This is a genomic window from Cupriavidus sp. SIMBA_020 (assembly GCF_046535395.1).
GTDB classification, from domain to species: domain Bacteria; phylum Pseudomonadota; class Gammaproteobacteria; order Burkholderiales; family Burkholderiaceae; genus Cupriavidus; species Cupriavidus campinensis.
Map to the genome: position 1 here is coordinate 157,286 of NZ_JAWRWU010000006.1, position 19,271 is coordinate 176,556.

Here is a 19,271-nt window from a genome sequence, read left to right on the forward strand (position 1 = left end):
GCCGCCGTCGCTCCTATACTTCAAGGCACCGGCCCCAGGCCGGTGTCAGGAGGCAATATGGGACGCAAGTACATCGATTGCCGCGACTATCCGAGCGAGAAAAACTGCACTGTGGCGCTTAGCGCCGACAATGAAGACGAATTGCTCGAGGCTGCGGTCCAGCATGCGGTGGCGGTGCATCAGCATCAGGATTCCCCTGAACTGCGCACGCAGCTGAAGTCCTTGTTCAAGGAGGGTGCCCCGCCGGCCTGAGCGCCGGCGGTGTCAAGCGAGAGGCGGGACCGGCCAGCGGCTGATCCCGCACTTCCGGCACGCGGCTAGCGATCCTGATAGGGGTCGTACCAGGCCCTGCGCAGGTGCACATCCCCATCCTGACGATGGATGTGCAACTCGGCGTTCTCGCGCCGGGCCATGTCCCAGCCGGCGGCAATGGCCGCTTCCATGGTCGTGAATCGCTGGGGCTTGAAATCGAGGCCATCAAACTGCAATAACCAGCCAGTCTCCGCGGGCAGAACGCGAATGATGCGCGATTGCATATCGCTTCCCTTTCCAGGATGTTCTTGTTTTCTCCGGACCGCTACGCAGCCCAGCGCAACTCCGCAACTCCGCAACTCCGCAACCCCGTATTCGCCGCTATTTTCTTTCGAGAAATTTATCGCTAGCCTAGATGCGTACCAAGGTACGGAGTCAAGCGCGATGCATCACACCATGACAATCGGGAAGCTCGCCAAGGCAGCAGGGGTTGGCGTGGAGACGGTGCGTTACTACCATCGGTGCGGGCTGCTGCCGGTGCCGGAGCGCGCCTTTGGCGCCGTTCGCCAGTATTCGGACGAGAGCCTGCAACGGCTTCATTTCATTCGCCGGGCGCAATCGTTCGGCTTCACGCTGGACGAAGTCCGCGTCCTGTTGCGCCAGGACGATGGCGACATGTGCGGCACGGCGCGCGCGCTGGCCGAACACAAGCTCGGGCTTGTGGAAGATCGATTGAAGGATCTGCTACGCCTGCGGGACGAACTGAAGACCCTCATCGCGCAATGCCATGCCAATGGCAGCGGGACGTCCTGCCCCTTGATCGATAGCTTGTCCAACGTCAAACGCTTACCTCCGCCACCCGGGCCCTGAGCCGGGGCGCGGCGAAGTCCAGGAAGGCGCGCAGCTTCAGCGGCAGCAGGCCCTGCCCGGTGTGGACCAGGCTGATGGGCCACGGCGGCGGCTCGAACGCTTCGAGCACGATCTGCAACGCGCCCGCGCGCAGGGCGCCCGCCATCTCGTATTCTCGATTTTTGGGAGGGTGATTCCCGATCGTGCCAGATTATCTTTATGGATGGAAGGATCTAGTATCGGGCGAACCCCCTCAATCTGGAGTCCCTCCCGTGTCGACGCTTTCGAACCCTCGCCCCCACACCCTGCGGAAATCCGCCTCCGTCAGGCACCTGCCCGTCAACCTGTTCGCGTCGGTGATGGGGATCGCCGGCCTGCTGGCGCTGGCTGTGTTCGTCGTGCTGGGCGCCGGTTATCTGGTCAAGGCGGTTCGACTACCCGGCGGCGGAGGCCAGCGAGTACCGGCACCCGGTGGCGGGGAATTTCTTCGGCACCATCACCATCGCCATCCTGCTGCTGTCTACGGTGGTCGCTCCGCTGAGCCAGGCGCTGGCCGAGGGGATGTGGACCGTGGGCACCGTGGCGACCCTCGCCATCTGCTTCGCCAGCTCCAGCCAACATGACCCAGCGCGTGGATACCTTCGCCGCCTTGCTGTTCTACTTCGGTCTGTTCATCTTCCTGGCGCTGGCGCCCAAGGAGTATCGCCATCGTGGTGCTGTTCGTCCGGACGCTGCACATCCTGGTCAACGGCGATTTGCTGGGCGGTTAATCCCGCGCCCGGGGGCTTGCCGGGCCCACTGGCATCTAGACTGATTCCGTTGCAGCTTAACTTTGCGCACTGCGCGAAAAGCCGGGGCCCAAGCAATGGAGGACCCATCATGCACACCGTCGTCAGAACGTATTCAGGAAGCGGCGCCAGCGAGCTATTCGACCTGCTGGCACAACACAAGGACGAGATCGAACCGTTGATGCGGGAAGTTCAGGGCCTGCTCAGCTACACGCTGGTGCGCGGAGACGCCGGCGGCTTTTCGGTGACCACCTGCACCGACAAGGCGGGCACGGACGAAAGCGTCAAGGTCGCCAAGACCTGGATCGCGGAGCACGCTACCGGAATCTCCGTGGGCGCACCGACGATTACCGAAGGTACGGTGATCGTGCAGTCGAAGTGATGGATAGGGGCAGGGTGCGGCGGTTCCTCGAAGGTAGAATCGCCGCCATGACTGGCCCCGATGACACCACCGAGTTCTGGCGCGACCCCGCCATGCCCTGCGTCGAGAGCCGCCGGGCGTGCCAGAGCCGTGCGGCCTATCGGCCGCATAGCCATCCGACCTGGTCGATTGGCGCCGTGGATGGCGGCGCCAGCGCTTTCACGGGCACCGGCCCCGCGCCGGTGACGCTGCACCCCGGAACGCTGGTGATTGTGCCGCCGGGCCACGTCCATGCCTGCAACCCGGCGCCGGACAGCGCCTGGAGCTACCAGATGCTCCATCTTGAGCCCGGCTGGGTCGCCGCGATCTGTGCGGAGGAGGGGGCGGATGCCCTTGGCGCGACGGTTCGGGTGACGCAGCGGCCGGCGCACTACCAGGCGTTCTGCCGGCTCAATGCGCTGCTTTTTTCCGCCGCCAGCATTCCCGAGAAGGAAGCCGCGCTGATTCTCTTTGTGGGCGACGCCCTGCGCCTGGCCGGGCAAGCCATCGACACGAACCCGCCCGGTGCGGCCGTCTGGCGCCAGCGGCTGGCCGCCGTGTTCGCCGCGCTGGCCAACTCGCCCGTGGAGGGCCATCAGCTCGCGGCACTGGCAGAGCTGGCTGGCCTGAGCCGCTACCAGCTGATTCGCGCCTTCCGCCGGGCCACCGGCATGACGCCGCACGCGTGGCAGGTCAACCAGCGCGTCAACATGGCCCGCGAGCACCTGCGGGCCGGCGAGGCGATTGCCGATGTGGCCTACCGGCTTGGTTTTGCGGATCAGAGCCACTTCCAGCGCGTGTTCAAGGCGCACGCCGCCGTGACGCCGGCCCGGTATCGGGCCTGATCGGGCCTGATCCCCCCAATCCTGCAATTTCCTTCAAGACGCGGCCCGTGCGGGGCGGCAGACTCCGCCGGTTTCCTCAGCGAGTCCGCGTCATGCACCTATTCCTCATCGTCGCCACGGCCCACTTTCTGGCGCTGCTGTCGCCCGGCCCCGACTTCTTCCTGATCGCCCGCACCTCACTGGCCGCCGGCTGGCGACGCGCCGCCGGGGCGTGTCTCGGCATTGCGCTGGCCAACGGCGTGTTCATCACCGGGGCATTCGCGGGGGTCTCGGCCATGCAACCAGACAGCGCGCTATTCGGCCTGACGCAACTGGCCGGCGGCCTGTACCTGCTCTATCTCGGCTGGCAGTTCGTGCGGTTCGCCGGGGCCACCCCGCTGGGTGCGGCGAACCAGGGTGGCGGAGCGGCCACCGGCTTGGCGCAGGCGGTGGCCAGCGGCTTCCTGTCCGGCATCCTCAACCCCAAGAACGCCTTGTTCTACGCCAGCCTGGCCGCCATGCTGAGCGGGCCGCACGCCAGCGCGCCGTGGAAGGTGGCGTACGGCGTGTGGATGTTCGCCGCGGTGCTGGGGTGGGACCTGCTGGTCGCGGTGTCCATCGGTCACGCGCGCGTGCTGCGGCGCTTCTCCCGGGCGCTGCCGAAACTGGAACGGGCGGCGGGCGGCATGCTGATCGTGTTCGGGGCGGGGGTGCTCGTGGTGGTGGGCCGGCGGGCAATCGGGGCGATGCAACGGCTTTAACTCGCTTTGCCAAAAGTTTCACTTGCCCGTCAGATTTGGCACTCCATACTGGTTCGACCACGTCTGACTATGGCACGGGAGACTATATGGGGCGGCCGGGACGTTGTGTGAGGACGCGGATCGCACTGGGCGCCGCAGCATTGTTCCCCTCGGCACTGCAAGCGCAGACGTCCATGTGCAGTACGAGTATCAGCGGAACGTTCTCGGTTGGCGTGTTCTGCCAGCCGACAGCGGGTACGGCGGCCAATATCGGCACCCTGACGGGCACCACGTTCAATACGACGGCCGGGGCCAGTATCCGGGCGACCACGTCCGCAGCCAACGCCACGGCAACCGTGGCGGGCACCACCATCATCAACCAGCCGGCGGCGGCCGCGAACGGCGTGACGGCCCAGGTCACCGGCACCGTCACTGCCGGCAATGCCGCCGCGATCCTCGACGGCGGCACCACGTCGATCACCATGCAGGGCGCTGGCCTGGACGGGGTTGGCGTAATCAACCTGAGCCCGGGCAGTTCGACGATTACCGTGACGCCCGGCACGACGCTCAACATCACGAACCGGGTCGGCGGGAACGAGCACGACGGCCTGGACATCACTGCCAACGGCGGCGGCAGCGCCGCCATCGTGCATCAGGGCAGCGGGACCATTTCGACGGTCGGCGGCCACGGCATGAACGTGAAGACTACGGCGACCAGTGCGGGCGCGGTCTCGGCGACGGTCGGCAGCGGCGTGACCTTCCTTATCGACAACACCACGGCAATCGAGGATCCGTCGGACCCGGGTCTCGAGGCGGGCCCCGCCAATCATGCCGGTATACGCGCCTACAGCCCCGGCAGCGGCGCCATCACCATCGACAGCAACGCCACGGTCCGGGCGACCGCGACCAATGCGTTCGGCATCATGACCGATGCCGGTACCGGCACCACCCGCATCCGCAACGGCGGCGCCATCACCACCGACGGGCTGAACGGCTTCGGCATCCGATCCAGCACGCAGGGCGGCGACGTCGCGGTGGTCAACGAGGGCGCCATTTTGGCCACGGGGCAGGCGGGGCATGGCATCTATGTCACATCGGGGCTGACCACATCGGGCTCGCTGTCGGTCGACAACCGGGCGCCGATCACGGTTGGCGCCACGGGGAATGCCGAGGGCTCACGCGGCATCTATATGATCGCCCGGGCTGGCGGGACGGCCACCGTCACGGGCACCGGTGACATTACAGTGTTCGGCAACGCTGCAACGGTGCGCGCCTTCGGCATTACCGTTGGCGCGGAAGCCGGGGCCGTCACCGTCGACTATTCGGGCAACATCACCACCTACGGCGACGGCTCGGCTGCCATTCGCGCGCATTCCGTCAGCGGCAATACGCAGGTGACCTACACCGGTGCCCGCCTCGAAACCTTCAACGGCAATGCCAACGGGATCTACGCCACCACGGGTGCGGCGACCAACACGGTCGGCATCACGGCGCAGGGCACGATCATCACGCACTCGGACAATGGCGGTGGAGAAGGATCCGGCGGCGGTTCGTTCGGTCTGCAAGGCACCAGTCTGGGCGGCGATGTCGACATCAATTTCCTGAGCGGCAGCATCGACGTGAATGGCAGCGGCGCGGCCATCGTGGCGGGCAGCGGCTACAACGGCGGCACTGGGCTGGGGAAAGTCACCGTGCAGAATGCCGGCACGCTGACGGCGCGCGGCAACGCCCAGCGTGGGATCGCCACGCTCTCGGGAACGGGCGCGCAGACCATCATCAATCGCGGCGCGATCCAGACGCTTGGCGCGATCGACGCGCAGGGCATCCTGGCGCGGGGCAGCGGCGCGGCAGCGATGTCCGTCGTCAATGAAGGGGCGATCTCGACCGTCGGGAACAATGCGTCGGGCCTGGAGATCACCTCGGTGGGCGGCGCGGTCGATGTGCAGAACCTCCAGCCGGTTCGGGCGGGATGGGGCACGAGCGCGGGCATCGCCACGGCCGGGCTGACACAGCTCGTGCGGAATGCGTCTTCCATCGAGGCCCTGAGCGATCAGGCCGTGCGTGCCGACAGCAACGGCTCGGCGGGATCGTTCCGGCTCGACAACACTGGCACGATGACGGGTGTTGTCTCGGCGGCAACGTCTGACGTCACGCTCAACAATAGCGGCACGTGGAACCTGCGCAGCTTCGCGGATAGCACGGGAAGCGGCTCGCGGGACAGCTGGAACGTGGCAATCGCCAACCTCGGCACGGGCCTGAACAACACGGTCGATAACGCCGGCACGCTTGCGCTGGCCGCGCAGCCGGTGTCAGGGGCGGGCGGCACGCGGCAACCGGCCGACGCCATCGTCACGTTCAACCCGGCCGGCGCTTATCTGCCGCTGGGCCAGACGGCCAACACGCCGGTAGCCGGCGGCGCGGTGCAGGGGCAGATCCTTGGCGTGCAGACGTTCACCAACAGTGGAACCATCGATCTGACAGGCGGCGGTACGGCGGTCGGCAACGTGCTCTTGATCGGCGGCGGCCAGACGGCGGGGCAGTACGGCGGGGGACGCTATGTCTCCAATGGCGGCACACTGAAGCTCAATGCCGTGCTCAATGAGGGCGGGCCTGCCTCGCGTGCCGACATGCTCGTTGCGGATGCCACGGCGACCGGCTCCGGCGGCGCCACGCGGATTCGGGTCAACAACGTCGGCGGACAGGGTGCGCTCACGGTCGCCAACGGCATTCCGCTCGTGGAAATCCTGAGTCCGGCGGCCAGCGACAGTGCGCCCGGCGCCTTTGCGCTGGATGGCCGCGCCGTGGCCGGCGCCTACGAATACCGGCTGTTCCAGGGCGCGCCGGATGGCAGCGCCGCAAACGTCTGGTATCTGCGGTCCGAACAGGACCCAGGCCCGACCCCGCCTCCAACGCCGGCCGGCGCGCTCTATCGCCCCGAGGTGGCGGCCTACCTGGCCAACCAGCGCCTGGCCGGGCAGATGTTTGTCCATAGCCTGCATGACCGGCTGGGCGAGCCGCAGTATGTAGAAGGACAGGATTTCGACCGCGAGAACGACAAGCCGCGCTCAGGCTGGTTGCGCGCGGTAGGCAAGTGGGAGGGCAGCCACAGCAGCAATGGCGTGTTCAAGACCAGCACGGACGCCTTCCTGCTCCAGGGCGGCGCCGAACTGGCCAAGTGGAAGGTCTTCGGCGAAGCCGCGCGCGCGCACCTCGGCCTGATGGGCAGCTACGGCAACGCCTGGACGGACGCGCAAGCGCAGGGCAACGCCTTCCGAGCCAAGGGGCGGGTAGAAGGGTGGAGCGTGGGCGCCTACGGCACCTGGTACCAGAATGACGAACACAAGCTCGGCGCCTACGTGGACACCTGGTTCCAGTACGGCTGGTTCACCAATCGCGTGGAGGGCGACCTGCTGCCGGTGGTCCGCTACCACGCGCAGGGCTTCGCCGTATCGGCGGAGGGCGGTTACGCCATGCCACTGCGCCACGATTGGGTCATCGAGCCGCAGGGCCAGTTGATCTACGTCGGCTACAGTGAGGACGACATCACGGAGCCGAATGGCACGCGCGTGAGCGGGGCGGATTCGCACGGCTGGATCACGCGGCTCGGGGCGCGACTGCATCGCACCTATGTGCGCGATGACGCGCGCAAATGGCAGCCGTACCTGACCCTCAACTGGTGGCATACCAGCGTGGGCAGCAACGTGTCGTTCAATCAGCTTCCCGTGGGGAGCATGTACCCGGACAATCGGTACGAAGTGAAAATCGGCGTCAATGTGGACTTCCGCAAGCGCTGGACCGGCTGGACCAATGTCTCGGGCGCGTGGGGCGCGCAGAGCTTCTACCAATATGTGGTGCGCGCGGGGGTGAAGTACACGTGGTAGGGGGTCTTCAGCCTCAAGACAGAATCATGATGATGACCATCCCCGAGATCGTGAGGAGCGTGTTGCCGACGGCATAGCACACCGTATAGCCGAGACCCGGAACCTGACTCTGTGCCACTTCGCAGATCATGCCCAGTGCCGCCGTGGTGGCCCGGGCGCCGGCGCAAGCCCCCAGCAGGATGGCCGGGTGAAAGCGGAATACGTACTTGGCCAGGAACATGCTGACCAGCAACGGCACAGTGGTAGCGAAGATGCCCCAGAGCAGCAGGCTGATGCCGAGCTTCTGCAGGCCCGCGATGAAGCCCGGACCGGCGGAGATGCCCACCACGGCGATGAAGACGTTCAGGCCGACCGAACTCATGAACCAGATCGTGGGCTCGGGAATCTGGCCGAACGTTGGCCGTATCGCCCGGATCCACCCGAACAGCAATCCAGCGATGAGCGTGCCGCCGGCGGTGGAAATCGTCAGTGGGATGCTGCCCAGCCTCAGCACGGCCGCGCCCACCAGCGCACCGATCAGGATGGCCAGCGACATGGAGGCCACATCCGTCACTTTGGTCGGGCGGTCGATGTAACCCAGTTGCCGGGCCGCAGCGTTGATGTCCTGGGTTCGGCCCACCACCGTGATCACGTCACCACGGTAAAGCTTGGTCTTCGGCAATAGCGGAATGCCGGTTTCGGTCGGCCCCCGCTTGATGTGCTTGAGAAACACCCCACGCGCTCCCGGCCAGCGGGCCAGTTCGCGGAGCGTGCGGCCATCCACCGCCTTGTTGGTGACATAGATGTCGACCCCCTCGGTCTGCACATCGAGGAGTTCGGCATCCTCGACCTCCAGGGACATCGGCCCCATCCGTTCGATCAGCTGGTCACGCTTGCCGCCAATTGCGACGATATCGCCGGGCGCCAGCTTTGTGTCCATCGCCGGTTCGATGATCCCGCCATCGCGCCGAATGCGCTCGATGAAGGCGCGATGGCCCTCCGGGGTGTGGGCTTCCAGGTCTGCAACCGTCCTGCCGATGAACGGACTGTCCGCCCCAACGCGATAAGCGCGGATCTCGAAGTCATGCCATTCCGTCCCCGCTTCGGCGGCTTCTCCTGCGCCGAGTTCCCGCTCGTAGTCCTTGCATGCGGCAACAAGATCGATTCCCAGCAGCTTTGGCCCGAGCTGCGCGAGGATCAGGGCTGACCCCACCGTGCCAAAGATATAGGTAACGGCATAGGCGATGGGCATGCTCTCCAGCAGTTCGCGGGTCTCGTCCGGCGGCAGGCCCAGGCGGTTGATGGCATCGGTGGCCAGGCCCATCGAGGCGGAGATGGTCTGCGATCCCGCGAACAATCCGGCCGCCGAGCCCAGGCTGTAGTGGGCCATGACCGCCGCCCCGGTCACGGCAGCCAGGGAGAGCAGGCATGACACGGCCGCAAAAATGACCTGGGGCACGCCGTCACGGGCGATGCCACGCACGAATTGCGGGCCGACGCTATACCCCACGGCGAAGAGGAACATCAGGAAGAACACAGCCTTGACGTTGGGTGAGATGGTGACGCCGAGCGTGCCGATGGCGATGGCGACGAGCAGGGTTGCAGTGACCGCGCCAAGGCTGAAGCCCTTGAAGCTCTTGCCCCCCACCCAGTAGCCAATGCACAGCGCGAGGAAGATGGCGATCTCCGGATACGCCTTTAACGTCGATGCGAGCCAGGACATGGTGATACTCCATTGTCAGCAAGGGATACGGCGTGGATTCCATCTCTTCGTCCAGAACCACGCGGGACTGTGCGCCGGCTCCCAAGCGACGCTCATTGGGCTCGAAGCGATTCGGCGAGCCGGAGGAGGTTGTGCGGGTCCACCCGGATCAGGCCGCCGCGCGGGCTATCGATGTCCGCGATCAGCATGAACGACGCCGCGACAACCAGTGGCAGCACGAACAGCATCCTTCGCTCCGAGCGCGACTTCCTGACTGCGTATCCGATGAGCACATTGCTGCAGATCGCAACCAGCAGCATGAACAACCACGCGGCACTCGGAATGCGGTTCCACCACGCTGCCTGCGTGTAGCCTTCGCTGTTCAGTACATCGTTCATTCCCGCCGCCACCAGCGCGAGGACCACATTTGGTTCGGCGATGGCGTTCCGCTGCACGATGGTCCAGAGCTGCGTCTGCAATGCCGAAGTCTCGGCATTGGCGTGTTGGAGTTGCGTAGCGTCACGGATCGTGTAAAAGCGCAGCCGCTGGTCCAGATACAGCCTGAGCAGGTTACGAGTCTTCTCTGCGTCCTCACCAGGCAGAAATCCCGCGCGGAGGAATTCCGTGCCGATGGCGTTGGCTTCCGCTTCCTCGTAGTTCTTGCGCAAATCGTAGCGATTCACCGCCATGGCGAAGCTGAAGCCAATCAGCAAGGCCAGCAGTGTCAGCACGGAACCCTGGATGACGCCGTCGCTCGAATCGGATCGCTCTGCTGCATCGCGCTCCTGAAACAGCAGGCGCGAGCCGAGCCATTCGGCCAACCATAACGTGATGAGTGTGATCAGGAACACCAGTAGCGGGTAATCCTTGACGACCAGTTCCACGGTCTTCTCCGATAAACGAGAGCGTCTCAGCGCGCGCGGGGAAACAGATTGACCACCCGATTGGCCAGGGCGCGTGCCACGGCGTACGGGAGGCAGATCAGTACTGGCCCGAGCACGGCCGCCGCACCGGGATGCACCACACCATAAATAAGCAGTTGCGCCAGGGCATCCAGCGTAATGCCCATGGCCAGCAAGTCGCGTACTGCAGACAAGCCGCTGCGCAGCAGATCCTTGCGATGCGCGGCATCGGTGACCAGGGCATGGATATAGGGGAGGCGTCCCGCATGAGCATCGCGCCACCCGGCACGAACGCCGAGAATGACGGCAATCAGCGGTTGCAGGACAAAACGCATCCGGCCAGGGCCCGTGAGACGTTGCGGCAGCTCCTCAAGAAACTGGTGCGAGAAGAGATAGATTCTCCCGGTCTCGAACGTCTCGCGCACGGCCGACGGCAGCGCAGCTACGAGGATCAGTACGGCGATGACAGTCAGAACAGTGCTGACCTTCCTGCGCTCGATATTCATAAGGCCTCGCCAGATGCGTAAGACTCCCCCTTCACAGATAAGGAAAGGCGATTATCTCCATCCGCCATTGCGCTATATCAACCTGTTCGCGCGAAGTGCGCTGGAATTGCTCAGTCGTCTTCTTGTCGGGTATCCGACACGCAAGGGCGAGCCGCCCTGCCTTTTTTGTTGATCTGCAGCAAGCATTTCAGTACGACATCACCTAGCGTGGACATTACCCAGTGGGCCGAGGGCGTAAGCGACTGTCGCGAGCGCGTGGCGCTGGACAAAAAGAATCCCGAAGGACGCTTCGTCCATTGGGTTAAGCGCTAAGCGAGGTGAATAATGGCCGTCATTTCAGACAAGGTTACCGCCTACGATGAATTCAATTTCAAGGTGCCCGATGATCAATTTCCGAAGGAGGGCATGTCAGCGCGTGCAGCGGCCGCGGTGGTAATCAGTGAAGAATGGACCGACGCGAATCCGATGCTGAATATGTCGTCTTTCGTGACGACGTGGGCGGAGCCGGAGGCGAGAGAGGTTGCTGCGCGCAACATCTTCAAGAACTATATCGACCACGATATGTACCCGCAGGTCTTCGCGAACGAGCAACGGATGGTGCGCTGGCTGCATCAGCTCTGGAACGGGCCCAAAGGTGCGGAGCCCTATGGCACGGCGACCGTCGGCTCGTCCGAGGCCTGCATGCTTGCGGGCCTCGCGCACAAATGGAACTGGCGGCAGAAACGCCAGGCGGAGGGCAAGGACGCCACGCGACCCAATATGGTGACGGGCGGCAACGTGCAGATTGTCTGGAAGAAATTCCTGCGCTATTTCGATGTCGAGCCACGCATCGTACCGCTCAAGCCAGGTAACTATCGGCTGACTGCCGAAGACCTTGACAAGTACGTTGACGAAAACACGATTGCTGTCGTCGCGATTGCTGGACAGACATTCACCGGGGAAGACGACGACATCCAGGCCATTCACGACTGGCTGGACGCCTACGAGCAGCGCACAGGCATCTCGGTGCCGATGCATATCGATGGGGCTTCCGGCGGCTTTGTGAACCCGTTCCTGTACCCCGATTACAAATGGGATTTCCGTCTGCCACGGGTGTTATCGATCAATGCCTCGGGCCATAAGTATGGGTTGACGCCGCCGGGGCTGGGATGGGTGATTTTCCGCGAGCGCAAGATCTTCAACGAGGATCTGGTCTTCTATGTGAATTATCTGGGCGGGGAGATGCCCACCGCCACGCTCAACTTCAGCCGCAACGCGTTCCAGGTCGCCGTGCAGTACTACCTCTTCCTGCATCTCGGCTTCGATGGGTATCGGCGGGTCATGAAGCACACCTTGGACAACGCGATTGCATTGCGCAAGGTTCTGGTCGAAAGCGGGTATTTCGACATCATGAACGAGAGCCAGCGCATTCCGGTAGTGGCTGTGACCCTGAACAAGAAGTTCAAGAATTTCAACGAATTCGACGTCTCGAACAAGGTAAGGGAGCGCGGCTGGGTATTGTCTGCCTATACGATGCCGCCGAACGCGGAGTCGGTGACGAGCCTGCGCGTTGTCATTCGGCCGCACATCAATCACACCGTGGCGATGTTGCTCGCGCAGGATATCGTCAAGGCCTGCCAATACCTCGAAAAGAATGGCGGCAATGCGAAGCCTCCCATGCTCCACGCCAAGGAGAAGACAACGCAGGTCAAGTGCTAGTGGGAGGAGTGGAGGGGCCTATTGGCCTCTCCCTGCCTATATTTCCTCCCTCTGCGCCTCGATGCGTCCGTCCCGGATGGCTGCGAGAAAGGCTCGATAATCTCCGCGATTCTGCGAGCAGTACTCTGTGGCGAATTCGCAGATGGCGTCGTCAAACGTTTGGCCGGAGCCCATGTATCCGGCGATCACGGCGGCATCCCCGGAGCGCGCATGGGCGCGGGCCAGCGCGTGGGCGCACATCCGTCCATACTGGCGAAGCATGCCGGTGTCCCAGTCTTCAATCACCGCGCTGAGTTTCATGTCGCGCAACTGTCGGACGAAGAAGTCGCGGCCGTTCTTGCCTCGGGTCCACCCAAGAAAGACGTCGCTGGCCGCCTGCATCAGGCGCTGCCCGGCGACGACGCGCTCGCCATGATTCTCATGCTGGCTCGCGCCCGCGTACGGTTCCAGCACCGATGCTCTTGCTTCCTTTACCTGCAGGAAGATGGGATCGTTATCGGACGCCAGGAACAGGGCGACGGCGCACATTGTGCCGACGCTGCCGACGCCAACCACCTTGACGGCAAGATCCACAAGGTGAAAGCGGTCGAATAGCACGCGGGTGTGGGCCGGCAGGCTGTCGCGATAGACCGACAGCGCCTCGGAGAAACCTGATGCCATGCCGGGCGCCAGTTCCTCTGTCGGATGGAAGATCAGCGGTGGCTCGTCCTTGATACGCGGCGTGGTGCCCGCATCCGTGACGAGCTTCGGATAGAGGTAGTCCGGAACCGATTTGCGTCGTTCCGCCTCGAGGCGCTCGGCCAGACGCTTGCGCGCCTGCGCAACCACCGCGGGGTCGCCATTACGATCCTCATACTTCTGCAGATCAATCCTGTCGTACCAGACGTCCAGCGATCGCATCCAGCCATAGTTGAACATGCGCTCGCGATACTCCCTGACCAGGTCGGTCACCACGCGGGCCGCGTCGGCCTTTGGCAAGGCAAGATGTTCGGCGGCGATGGCGGCGCTGGCCGCCAGACGCTTGAGGTCCCACTCGAATGGCGCCGGCAGCGTTTCGTCGAGATCGTTGATATCGAAGATCACGTTGCGCTCTGGCGTGGCGAACCCCCCGAAGTTCATGAGGTGCGCGTCCCCACACGCCTGCACGCGGATACCACTGGTCGGTGTGGTGCTGAGGTCCGCCGCCATGATGGCCGCCCCGCCTCGATAGAAGGCAAACGGGGAGGCCGCCATGCGGCCGAATCGGATGGGTACCAGCTGGAGGATCCGCCCCTCATTCGATGCCTTCAGGCACTCCACGGGATCGATGCGGTTTGGCGGGGGATGCCAACCGGCCTGCGATGCGCGCGGGGCCATGTCGCGCAGGGCGCGGCCTTTGGCGGCGCGTTCGTCCGCCGTCAGGTAACCCGCCGGATGTGTCGGGACTGCGGTACTCATCTGGCGTTTGTCTAGTTTCGTCATCCCGGACTCCTTTTCTCAAACCGGATCGCCCCGCAGCAAGGCCGGCTCGCGCTGCGCTGTTTCGTATCCATGATCGCTTTCCACGATATCGGCGACTGACGTCTGCCGGTCTATCTCGCCCACACTGTGGTCCAGCCCTTCCGCGCGAAGCAGGGTTCGCGCCTCGCCGAGTGCGCCTACGAGCCGTAGCTGTACGCCCGCCGCATGCAGCTCGTCGGCAAGGGCGGCCAGCATGCGTGCCCCCGCGATATCCACGGCGGGAGCGGCCGAGAGGTCGCAGATGACCCGCGACAACGGTCCTGCGAACTTGCGGCACTCTTCGCGAATGCGGGCACGGACGTGGTCGACGTTGAAATAGAGCAGCGAGGCCTCCGGGCGCAGCACGAGCGTGTGCGGCACGGGTTCGTTCTCTGGATGGCGCTCAGCGTCTGAAAATGCCCGCGTACCCGGTATCCGTCCCAGCACCGCAACATGCGGATGCGCGGCGCGCCGGATGATCAGCACCATTGAAACCAGCACCGCGATGATCACGCCTTTCAGGATGCCGAGCAGAAGCACGGCGGCGAACGCCACCATGGAGACCACGAACTCGAACCGGCTCACGCGCCAGACGTGGCGAAGCTCCGTCAAATTGACCAATCCCTTCACTGCCACCAGGACGATGGCTGCCAGCACGACGGTGGGCAGGTTTGCCAGCAGGCCCGTGAGGAAGATCAGGCACAGCGCAACCGCGATGGAGGCGAACACGAGTGCCAGTGGGGTCTTCGCGCCGGCCTGGTCATTGACAGACGACTGGGAGAGTCCGCCTGCGACCGGGTAAGCCTGGAACAGTCCCGCCGCCAGGTTCGCCGCACCCAGGGCCAATAGCTCCTGCCGCGCATCGATCTCATACTGATGTGCCTGCGCAAGTGCCCGCGCGGCCGATACGCTCTCTACGTAGGATAGGAGCAGGCATGCAAAGGCCAGCGGCACGATGCCGTCAACGTCCCGCAGCCGCAACTCCGGCACCCGAAATGCTGGCAGGCCCTGCGGTATGGCCCCCACCACCTTGAACCCTAGCGGCTCCAGCGAGGCGATCGACGCGATCACAATGGAGACCATGACCACGGCGAGTGCAACGGGCTTGCCGGGCAGGAATCGTTCCCCCAGCAGCAGTACCACGATGACTGCTGCGCCAAACGCCAGCACTGTGATGTTGGTATGTGGAAGCTGGGTGGCGAGGATTCCCACGCGCTCGAAGAAGAACTCGCCCCCGCCTTTGACACCAAACAGTTTTGGCAGCTGGGTCAGGGCGATGGTCAGGGCCGCGCCGGCCTTGAAGCCCAACAGGATGGTCTCGCTGATGAAATTGACGAGTGAACTGAGTCTCAACAGCCATGCCAGGAAACACATCACGGCGATCAGCACGGCAGTCAGCGCGCAAATGGAAGCCCAGCGCGCCGGGTCTCCGGCGGCCATCCCGGCCACGGTGACGCCAACCAGCATTGAAATGGCCGATGTCGGTCCAATCGCGAGCTGGCGCGATGTGCCGAATACTGCATAGAACAGGCCGCCGACCAGGTAGCAGTAGATGCCGTACTCCGGCGGCAATCCGGCAAGCGAGGCATACGCCAGGGATACCGGAATGCCATACGCGGCCAGCGTGACACCTGCCACCGCATCGTGTGGAAGATATCCCCACGAATAGTTGGACAGCCATTGCCATGGCGGAAACACAGCGCGCCAGCCAGTTGACGACGGCGCCGGTGGTTGCGATGCGTCTGGATTCGCGAGCTGCTCGCGCATGACGTCCTCCCCATCTTCGTGGAACCGACCCCGACGCGGCTCTGGCCTTCGGGTATATGAAGAGATCTGCGCTTTATTCGCAGGACGGGTTTAGCGGTGCTTCGGTACGATTGACAGCATCTAGCAGCAACTTGCTACGGGCACATAACAGGGTTTCGTCGAAGCGTGCCCTGGCATCGCTAAGGCCCGCCACGTCCTGGTGCTTCGCGCGTGGAGACTTAAGCAGCATATCGATCTCCGCATGAAGTTCGTCACCCAGATCGCGCACGAACTCCGGACGCAACATGCCCTGCGAGATCAGGTGAGACAACTGATAGAGGAGGGCGCTCAGACCCTCGGCGTCCGAGGCCGGGCCCTGCTGTCGAGGGCTGTTGCGCTTGTGCATACATCGTCTCCTGCCTGTGTTTCGCTACTGCAGCGTCGCCAATTGGCAAACAGACGTTCTGGTATGCATGTCATCTGCTGCGTTCGATCGGACGTCTGTCGAACAGTCGCGACTGCTTTCCATGAAAAGTAGGCGACATTCACAGGCTATCGTTGACGCAACGCAAGCCATCGAAGGGCGGCGGGAGACGTGGCTCATCCTTCCCGGACTAACGACCACGATCCGGGCTTCGGGCGTCGAAATGCGTCACCACGTGCTAGTGACGTGGAACGTACTCGTCGTGAGTGGATCCGCTGCGGGAGCTCCTGGTCAGCCCCTTCAGGCGCCGAACAGGATCTCCGCCACCTTCCCGGCTGCTGCCTCGAGCAGCGGGCGGCGTGCCAGCATCTCGTCAAGCGGCAGACGCGCGGTCGGCGCATGTACCGCCAGCGCGGCCAGCACCTTCCCCGATGCATCACGTACCGGTACGGCCATGGCATTGAGGCCGAGCGAGTCCTCTTCCTGGTTGATCGCATAGCCCTGGCCGCGGATGGTGGCCAGTGCGGCCTCGAGGTCCGGCACGGTGACCAGCGTGTTGCGCGTGAAGGCGGCAAGTTCCAGGCGCGGCAGCAGTTCCCGCCGCTGGGCGCCTGGCAGGTGAGCGAGCAGCAGTTTGCCGATGGCGGTGCAGTGCGACGGGACGCGGCTGCCGGGGCGCAACTGCACGCGCAGTGGCCAATGGCATTCCACGCGGTCGACGTAGAGCACCTGCTCGCCGTCGAGCACGCCGATATTGCAGGTCTCGCCGATCTCGGCTACCAGCTCGGTCAGGATCTGGCGTGTGGCCAGTGACTGGCGCGGTGCCGACAGTGCCGACACGCCGATCTGGCGCAGGCGCGCACCAAAGATAAAGCGGTCACTGCCGGTTTCACGTGCGATGAGCCCGAGCTCCTCAAGCTGGCGCACCACACGATGGACGGTCTGCTTGGGCATCGTCGTGAGTTCGGCGAGCTCGCTAAGACTTAGTGCGCGTACGTGTTCGCCCAGTGCTTCCAGAATGCCAACGGCCTTCTCGAGCGCTGAGCCTGTGGTGCGGGTGCGTTCGTTCTCTTCCATATCGATCATCAACAAAGGCCTATCGCCACAAGGGCGCCAGCGTCAGCAATGCTGACGCGCACAATACCAGCAGTACATACCTGCGAAAGCCATCGGCACCGCCTAGCGCAAACAGCCGCTCGCCGGCCATATGGCCCCCGATCATACCGACGCCAGAAATAGCGTAATCGCTCACGCTCATCACGCCAAACGCGCCGCGCATGCCGAGCGTGGTCACCGAGACCATGCCGAGAAGCAGGAATACCGATGTCGCGGTCAGCCGGGCCTGGCGTGGCTCCAGGCCGGGAGTCGCCATCAGGCCCGCCATCAGCGGCGGCCCCGATACGCCGGCCATGCCCTGTGCCACGCCGGCGCAGACACCCACCACCATGAGTCGGGACGGCGTCATTGTGCGGATCAGCCGCCGGCCCGCCACGATGATACCGATCGACAGTAACAGGATGGTTGCCAGCGCGACGCGCATTGCGGGCTCTGGCAACCACTGCATCAGCGCGAGGCCGGGCACCATGCCGACCACGCCTCCCGCACAGATGCGCGCCAGCAGCCGCCAGTCGAGCAGCCGATACTCGCCCGCCACGATTGGCAGCGTGCTCAACGTTTGGAACAGCACCGCGATCGCGACCGCCTGCGCCGGTGACCATACCAGCGACAGCAGCGGAACCGCTACCAGAGAGAAGCCAAGTCCCGATACCGCGCGCACGAGTGTGCCCGCGAATACGATCGCGGTGGTGGCCGCCAGCGGCATCCAGCTCGTGCTAGTCATTGGACCGTTTGCGCAAGATCGATTCGACGCGTGCGGCCGCTTGCAATAGCGCGGCATCCTCGCCAAGGCGGCCGACCAGTTGAACGCCAACCGGCAGGCCATCGCGCTCGCCGACGGGCAACGTCAGCGCGGGGAGGCCGGACAGTGTCCACAGGCGCTGGGGCGCACGCGAACCGGACCCCTCGGCAAGCAGCGGAGCCACGCCAATCGTGGCGGGCGCCAGCGCGACCTCGCCGGGACGCAGCATGGCATTGAGCCGCATGGAAATCGCGGCCTGCTGCGCGATGGCCTCATCGAAGCGCACGGCACTCACCTGATCGCCACGCTCGACCATTGCCATCAGCTTCGCCGACACCTGGCCTGCCGGCGCGGCGCGAAGCGTTGCGCCATGACGCTGGGCGAGTTCGTAGGTGAGCAATATATCGGTCAGTTCAGCCTCCACCGCCACGATATCGGCGTCGATCGTGAGTGGATCGAGACCGAAACCCGCACCGCGCAGGTACTGATAGCACGCATCGAGCGAAGACGATACCGGTGCCGATACCTCCTCCGGGAACCACGGCTGCAACACCCGCAGTGCCAACGGCGTGTTCCCGGACACTTCGGCCGGGCTATCGGTCAACACGTGGTCCGCCGCCATCACATCCGCCACGCTAGCGGCCAGCAGGCCAGGGTGGTCCAGCCGCGCGGACAGGCACAGCATGCCCGTGGTCGGGTAGCGCCCGAAACTCGGCTTGAATCCCACTACGCCGCAATATGCGGCGGGCCGGATGATCGAGCCGATGGTCTGTGTGCCCAATGCAAGCGGCACCAGGCCCGCGCCCAATGCCGCTGCCGAGCCGCTTGACGAAGCGCCCGGAGAGCGCAGCGCGTCGCGCGGGTGCACAGTGGCCGCAGCGGCTGCGAGCGCGTACTCGGTGGATGCCGTGATGCCAATCGGCACGGCGCCGGCATCTATCAGCCGCTGCAACAGCGCGGCATTCCCGGCGGGCCTTCGCCCGGCATGCAGTGGAGATCCCCAGGCGCAGGGCTGACCCGCCGCATCGATGACCTCCTTGACGGCCACCGGCACGCCATGGAGCGGCCCGTGCGCATCGGCGGAGAGGGCGTCTAGTTCGGCTGCGCGACGCATCGCGCCCAATGCATCGAGTTCGACAAATGCGCGTAGCGTACGGTTACGCTGCCGCGCGCGGACCAGCGCGGAAGCGATGCGCTCCTGCACGCTGGCCGGGGGGTACGACGAATTAAGGGATTCCATGTT

The 19,271-nt window shown here is 64.5% G+C and carries 19 protein-coding genes; 7 read left to right on the top strand and 12 right to left on the bottom strand.

The genetic code is table 11. The features are described 5' to 3' along the window. Window positions 1-57 precede the first annotated feature (57 nt). The gene (locus SB751_RS14090; RefSeq protein WP_092296395.1) at window positions 58-252 is read left to right on the top strand and encodes a DUF1059 domain-containing protein; all 195 of its coding nucleotides are present in this window, start codon (window positions 58-60) and stop codon (window positions 250-252) included. Window positions 253-317: 65 nt separating this feature from the next. On the opposite strand, the gene SB751_RS14095 is transcribed toward SB751_RS14090, so the two are convergent. Continuing rightward, a complete protein-coding gene (locus SB751_RS14095; RefSeq protein WP_211942593.1) occupies window positions 318-536 on the bottom strand; it encodes a DUF2188 domain-containing protein in 219 nt (72 codons plus the stop codon). 160 nt (window positions 537-696) lie between these two features. Here SB751_RS14095 and SB751_RS14100 point away from each other — a divergent pair, with 160 nt between their 5' ends. After that, window positions 697-1,122, top strand: a complete 426-nt coding sequence (locus SB751_RS14100) for a MerR family transcriptional regulator (RefSeq protein ID WP_144198338.1) — start codon at window positions 697-699, stop codon at window positions 1,120-1,122. On the opposite strand, the gene SB751_RS14105 is transcribed toward SB751_RS14100, so the two are convergent. Continuing rightward, complete coding sequence (locus SB751_RS14105) at window positions 1,091-1,267, bottom strand: LysR family transcriptional regulator (RefSeq protein WP_144198339.1); 177 nt, start codon at window positions 1,265-1,267, stop codon at window positions 1,091-1,093. The genes SB751_RS14100 and SB751_RS14105 overlap by 32 nt on opposite strands. Before the next feature lie 268 nt (window positions 1,268-1,535). Continuing rightward, window positions 1,536-1,697 (bottom strand): hypothetical protein, encoded by a 162-nt coding sequence (locus SB751_RS14110; RefSeq protein WP_250025396.1) that lies wholly within the window; start codon window positions 1,695-1,697, stop codon window positions 1,536-1,538. Between the two features lie 283 nt (window positions 1,698-1,980). Between SB751_RS14110 and SB751_RS14115 the strand changes: the two genes are divergently transcribed. The 4 genes from SB751_RS14115 to SB751_RS14130 all read left to right on the top strand — a co-directional run bounded on the left by SB751_RS14115 (window position 1,981) and on the right by SB751_RS14130 (window position 7,734). Next, window positions 1,981-2,271 (top strand): hypothetical protein, encoded by a 291-nt coding sequence (locus SB751_RS14115; protein ID WP_092296383.1) that lies wholly within the window; start codon window positions 1,981-1,983, stop codon window positions 2,269-2,271. Between the two features lie 47 nt (window positions 2,272-2,318). Further along, window positions 2,319-3,134: an AraC family transcriptional regulator gene (locus tag SB751_RS14120; protein ID WP_144198340.1), complete on the top strand. Its 816-nt coding sequence runs from the start codon at window positions 2,319-2,321 to the stop codon at window positions 3,132-3,134. Between the two features lie 92 nt (window positions 3,135-3,226). Beyond that, window positions 3,227-3,874 carry a LysE family translocator gene (locus SB751_RS14125; RefSeq protein WP_144198341.1) on the top strand — a complete coding sequence of 216 codons (648 nt, stop codon included), beginning with the start codon at window positions 3,227-3,229 and terminating at the stop codon, window positions 3,872-3,874. 173 nt (window positions 3,875-4,047) lie between these two features. Beyond that, complete coding sequence (locus SB751_RS14130; protein WP_244844415.1) at window positions 4,048-7,734, top strand: autotransporter outer membrane beta-barrel domain-containing protein; 3,687 nt, start codon at window positions 4,048-4,050, stop codon at window positions 7,732-7,734. Window positions 7,735-7,747: 13 nt separating this feature from the next. Here the strand turns inward: SB751_RS14130 and aspT are convergent, their stop codons facing one another. From aspT to SB751_RS14145, 3 genes are all read right to left on the bottom strand, one after another. Further along, on the bottom strand, window positions 7,748-9,436 hold the full coding sequence (gene aspT / locus SB751_RS14135) for an aspartate-alanine antiporter (protein ID WP_211942592.1): 1,689 nt from the start codon (window positions 9,434-9,436) through the stop codon (window positions 7,748-7,750). Window positions 9,437-9,528: 92 nt separating this feature from the next. Next, complete coding sequence (locus tag SB751_RS14140) at window positions 9,529-10,299, bottom strand: hypothetical protein (RefSeq protein WP_244844414.1); 771 nt, start codon at window positions 10,297-10,299, stop codon at window positions 9,529-9,531. A 26-nt stretch (window positions 10,300-10,325) separates the two neighbouring features. Continuing rightward, entirely contained in the window at window positions 10,326-10,823 is a 498-nt protein-coding gene (locus SB751_RS14145; RefSeq protein WP_186296862.1) for a hypothetical protein, read from the bottom strand. 324 nt (window positions 10,824-11,147) lie between these two features. On the opposite strand from SB751_RS14145, the gene SB751_RS14150 reads away from it, so the two are divergent. Continuing rightward, window positions 11,148-12,521: a glutamate decarboxylase gene (locus SB751_RS14150; RefSeq protein WP_144198345.1), complete on the top strand. Its 1,374-nt coding sequence runs from the start codon at window positions 11,148-11,150 to the stop codon at window positions 12,519-12,521. Between the two features lie 36 nt (window positions 12,522-12,557). On the opposite strand, the gene SB751_RS14155 is transcribed toward SB751_RS14150, so the two are convergent. From SB751_RS14155 to SB751_RS14180, 6 genes are all read right to left on the bottom strand, one after another. Further along, entirely contained in the window at window positions 12,558-13,982 is a 1,425-nt protein-coding gene (locus SB751_RS14155; RefSeq protein WP_144198346.1) for a DUF2252 domain-containing protein, read from the bottom strand. A gap of 15 nt (window positions 13,983-13,997) precedes the next feature. Next, window positions 13,998-15,767, bottom strand: coding sequence for a SulP family inorganic anion transporter (locus tag SB751_RS14160; protein WP_410748155.1), 1,770 nt, complete (start codon window positions 15,765-15,767; stop codon window positions 13,998-14,000). A gap of 73 nt (window positions 15,768-15,840) precedes the next feature. Next, complete coding sequence (locus SB751_RS14165) at window positions 15,841-16,152, bottom strand: hypothetical protein (RefSeq protein WP_144198348.1); 312 nt, start codon at window positions 16,150-16,152, stop codon at window positions 15,841-15,843. Window positions 16,153-16,470: 318 nt separating this feature from the next. Then, on the bottom strand, window positions 16,471-17,256 hold the full coding sequence (locus SB751_RS14170) for an IclR family transcriptional regulator (RefSeq protein ID WP_144198349.1): 786 nt from the start codon (window positions 17,254-17,256) through the stop codon (window positions 16,471-16,473). A 10-nt stretch (window positions 17,257-17,266) separates the two neighbouring features. Beyond that, window positions 17,267-18,010 carry a sulfite exporter TauE/SafE family protein gene (locus SB751_RS14175; protein ID WP_250025395.1) on the bottom strand — a complete coding sequence of 248 codons (744 nt, stop codon included), beginning with the start codon at window positions 18,008-18,010 and terminating at the stop codon, window positions 17,267-17,269. Next, window positions 18,003-19,268: an amidase gene (locus tag SB751_RS14180; RefSeq protein ID WP_410748156.1), complete on the bottom strand. Its 1,266-nt coding sequence runs from the start codon at window positions 19,266-19,268 to the stop codon at window positions 18,003-18,005. Before SB751_RS14180 ends, SB751_RS14175 begins: the two co-directional genes overlap by 8 nt. Window positions 19,269-19,271: the final 3 nt, after the last annotated feature.

Bases quoted from the DNA above. Each gene is read 5' to 3' on its own strand.
- SB751_RS14090 (WP_092296395.1), top strand. From the start codon at position 58: ATGGGACGCAAGTACATCGATTGCCGCGACTATCCGAGCGAGAAAAAC.
- SB751_RS14095 (WP_211942593.1), bottom strand. From the start codon at position 536: ATGCAATCGCGCATCATTCGCGTTCTGCCCGCGGAGACTGGCTGGTTA.
- SB751_RS14100 (WP_144198338.1), top strand. From the start codon at position 697: ATGCATCACACCATGACAATCGGGAAGCTCGCCAAGGCAGCAGGGGTT.
- SB751_RS14105 (WP_144198339.1), bottom strand. From the start codon at position 1,267: ATGGCGGGCGCCCTGCGCGCGGGCGCGTTGCAGATCGTGCTCGAAGCG.
- SB751_RS14110 (WP_250025396.1), bottom strand. From the start codon at position 1,697: ATGGCGAGGGTCGCCACGGTGCCCACGGTCCACATCCCCTCGGCCAGC.
- SB751_RS14115 (WP_092296383.1), top strand. From the start codon at position 1,981: ATGCACACCGTCGTCAGAACGTATTCAGGAAGCGGCGCCAGCGAGCTA.
- SB751_RS14120 (WP_144198340.1), top strand. From the start codon at position 2,319: ATGACTGGCCCCGATGACACCACCGAGTTCTGGCGCGACCCCGCCATG.
- SB751_RS14125 (WP_144198341.1), top strand. From the start codon at position 3,227: ATGCACCTATTCCTCATCGTCGCCACGGCCCACTTTCTGGCGCTGCTG.
- SB751_RS14130 (WP_244844415.1), top strand. From the start codon at position 4,048: ATGTGCAGTACGAGTATCAGCGGAACGTTCTCGGTTGGCGTGTTCTGC.
- aspT (WP_211942592.1), bottom strand. From the start codon at position 9,436: ATGTCCTGGCTCGCATCGACGTTAAAGGCGTATCCGGAGATCGCCATC.
- SB751_RS14145 (WP_186296862.1), bottom strand. From the start codon at position 10,823: ATGAATATCGAGCGCAGGAAGGTCAGCACTGTTCTGACTGTCATCGCC.
- SB751_RS14150 (WP_144198345.1), top strand. From the start codon at position 11,148: ATGGCCGTCATTTCAGACAAGGTTACCGCCTACGATGAATTCAATTTC.
- SB751_RS14155 (WP_144198346.1), bottom strand. From the start codon at position 13,982: ATGACGAAACTAGACAAACGCCAGATGAGTACCGCAGTCCCGACACAT.
- SB751_RS14160 (WP_410748155.1), bottom strand. From the start codon at position 15,767: ATGCGCGAGCAGCTCGCGAATCCAGACGCATCGCAACCACCGGCGCCG.
- SB751_RS14165 (WP_144198348.1), bottom strand. From the start codon at position 16,152: ATGCACAAGCGCAACAGCCCTCGACAGCAGGGCCCGGCCTCGGACGCC.
- SB751_RS14170 (WP_144198349.1), bottom strand. From the start codon at position 17,256: ATGATCGATATGGAAGAGAACGAACGCACCCGCACCACAGGCTCAGCG.
- SB751_RS14175 (WP_250025395.1), bottom strand. From the start codon at position 18,010: ATGACTAGCACGAGCTGGATGCCGCTGGCGGCCACCACCGCGATCGTA.
- SB751_RS14180 (WP_410748156.1), bottom strand. From the start codon at position 19,268: ATGGAATCCCTTAATTCGTCGTACCCCCCGGCCAGCGTGCAGGAGCGC.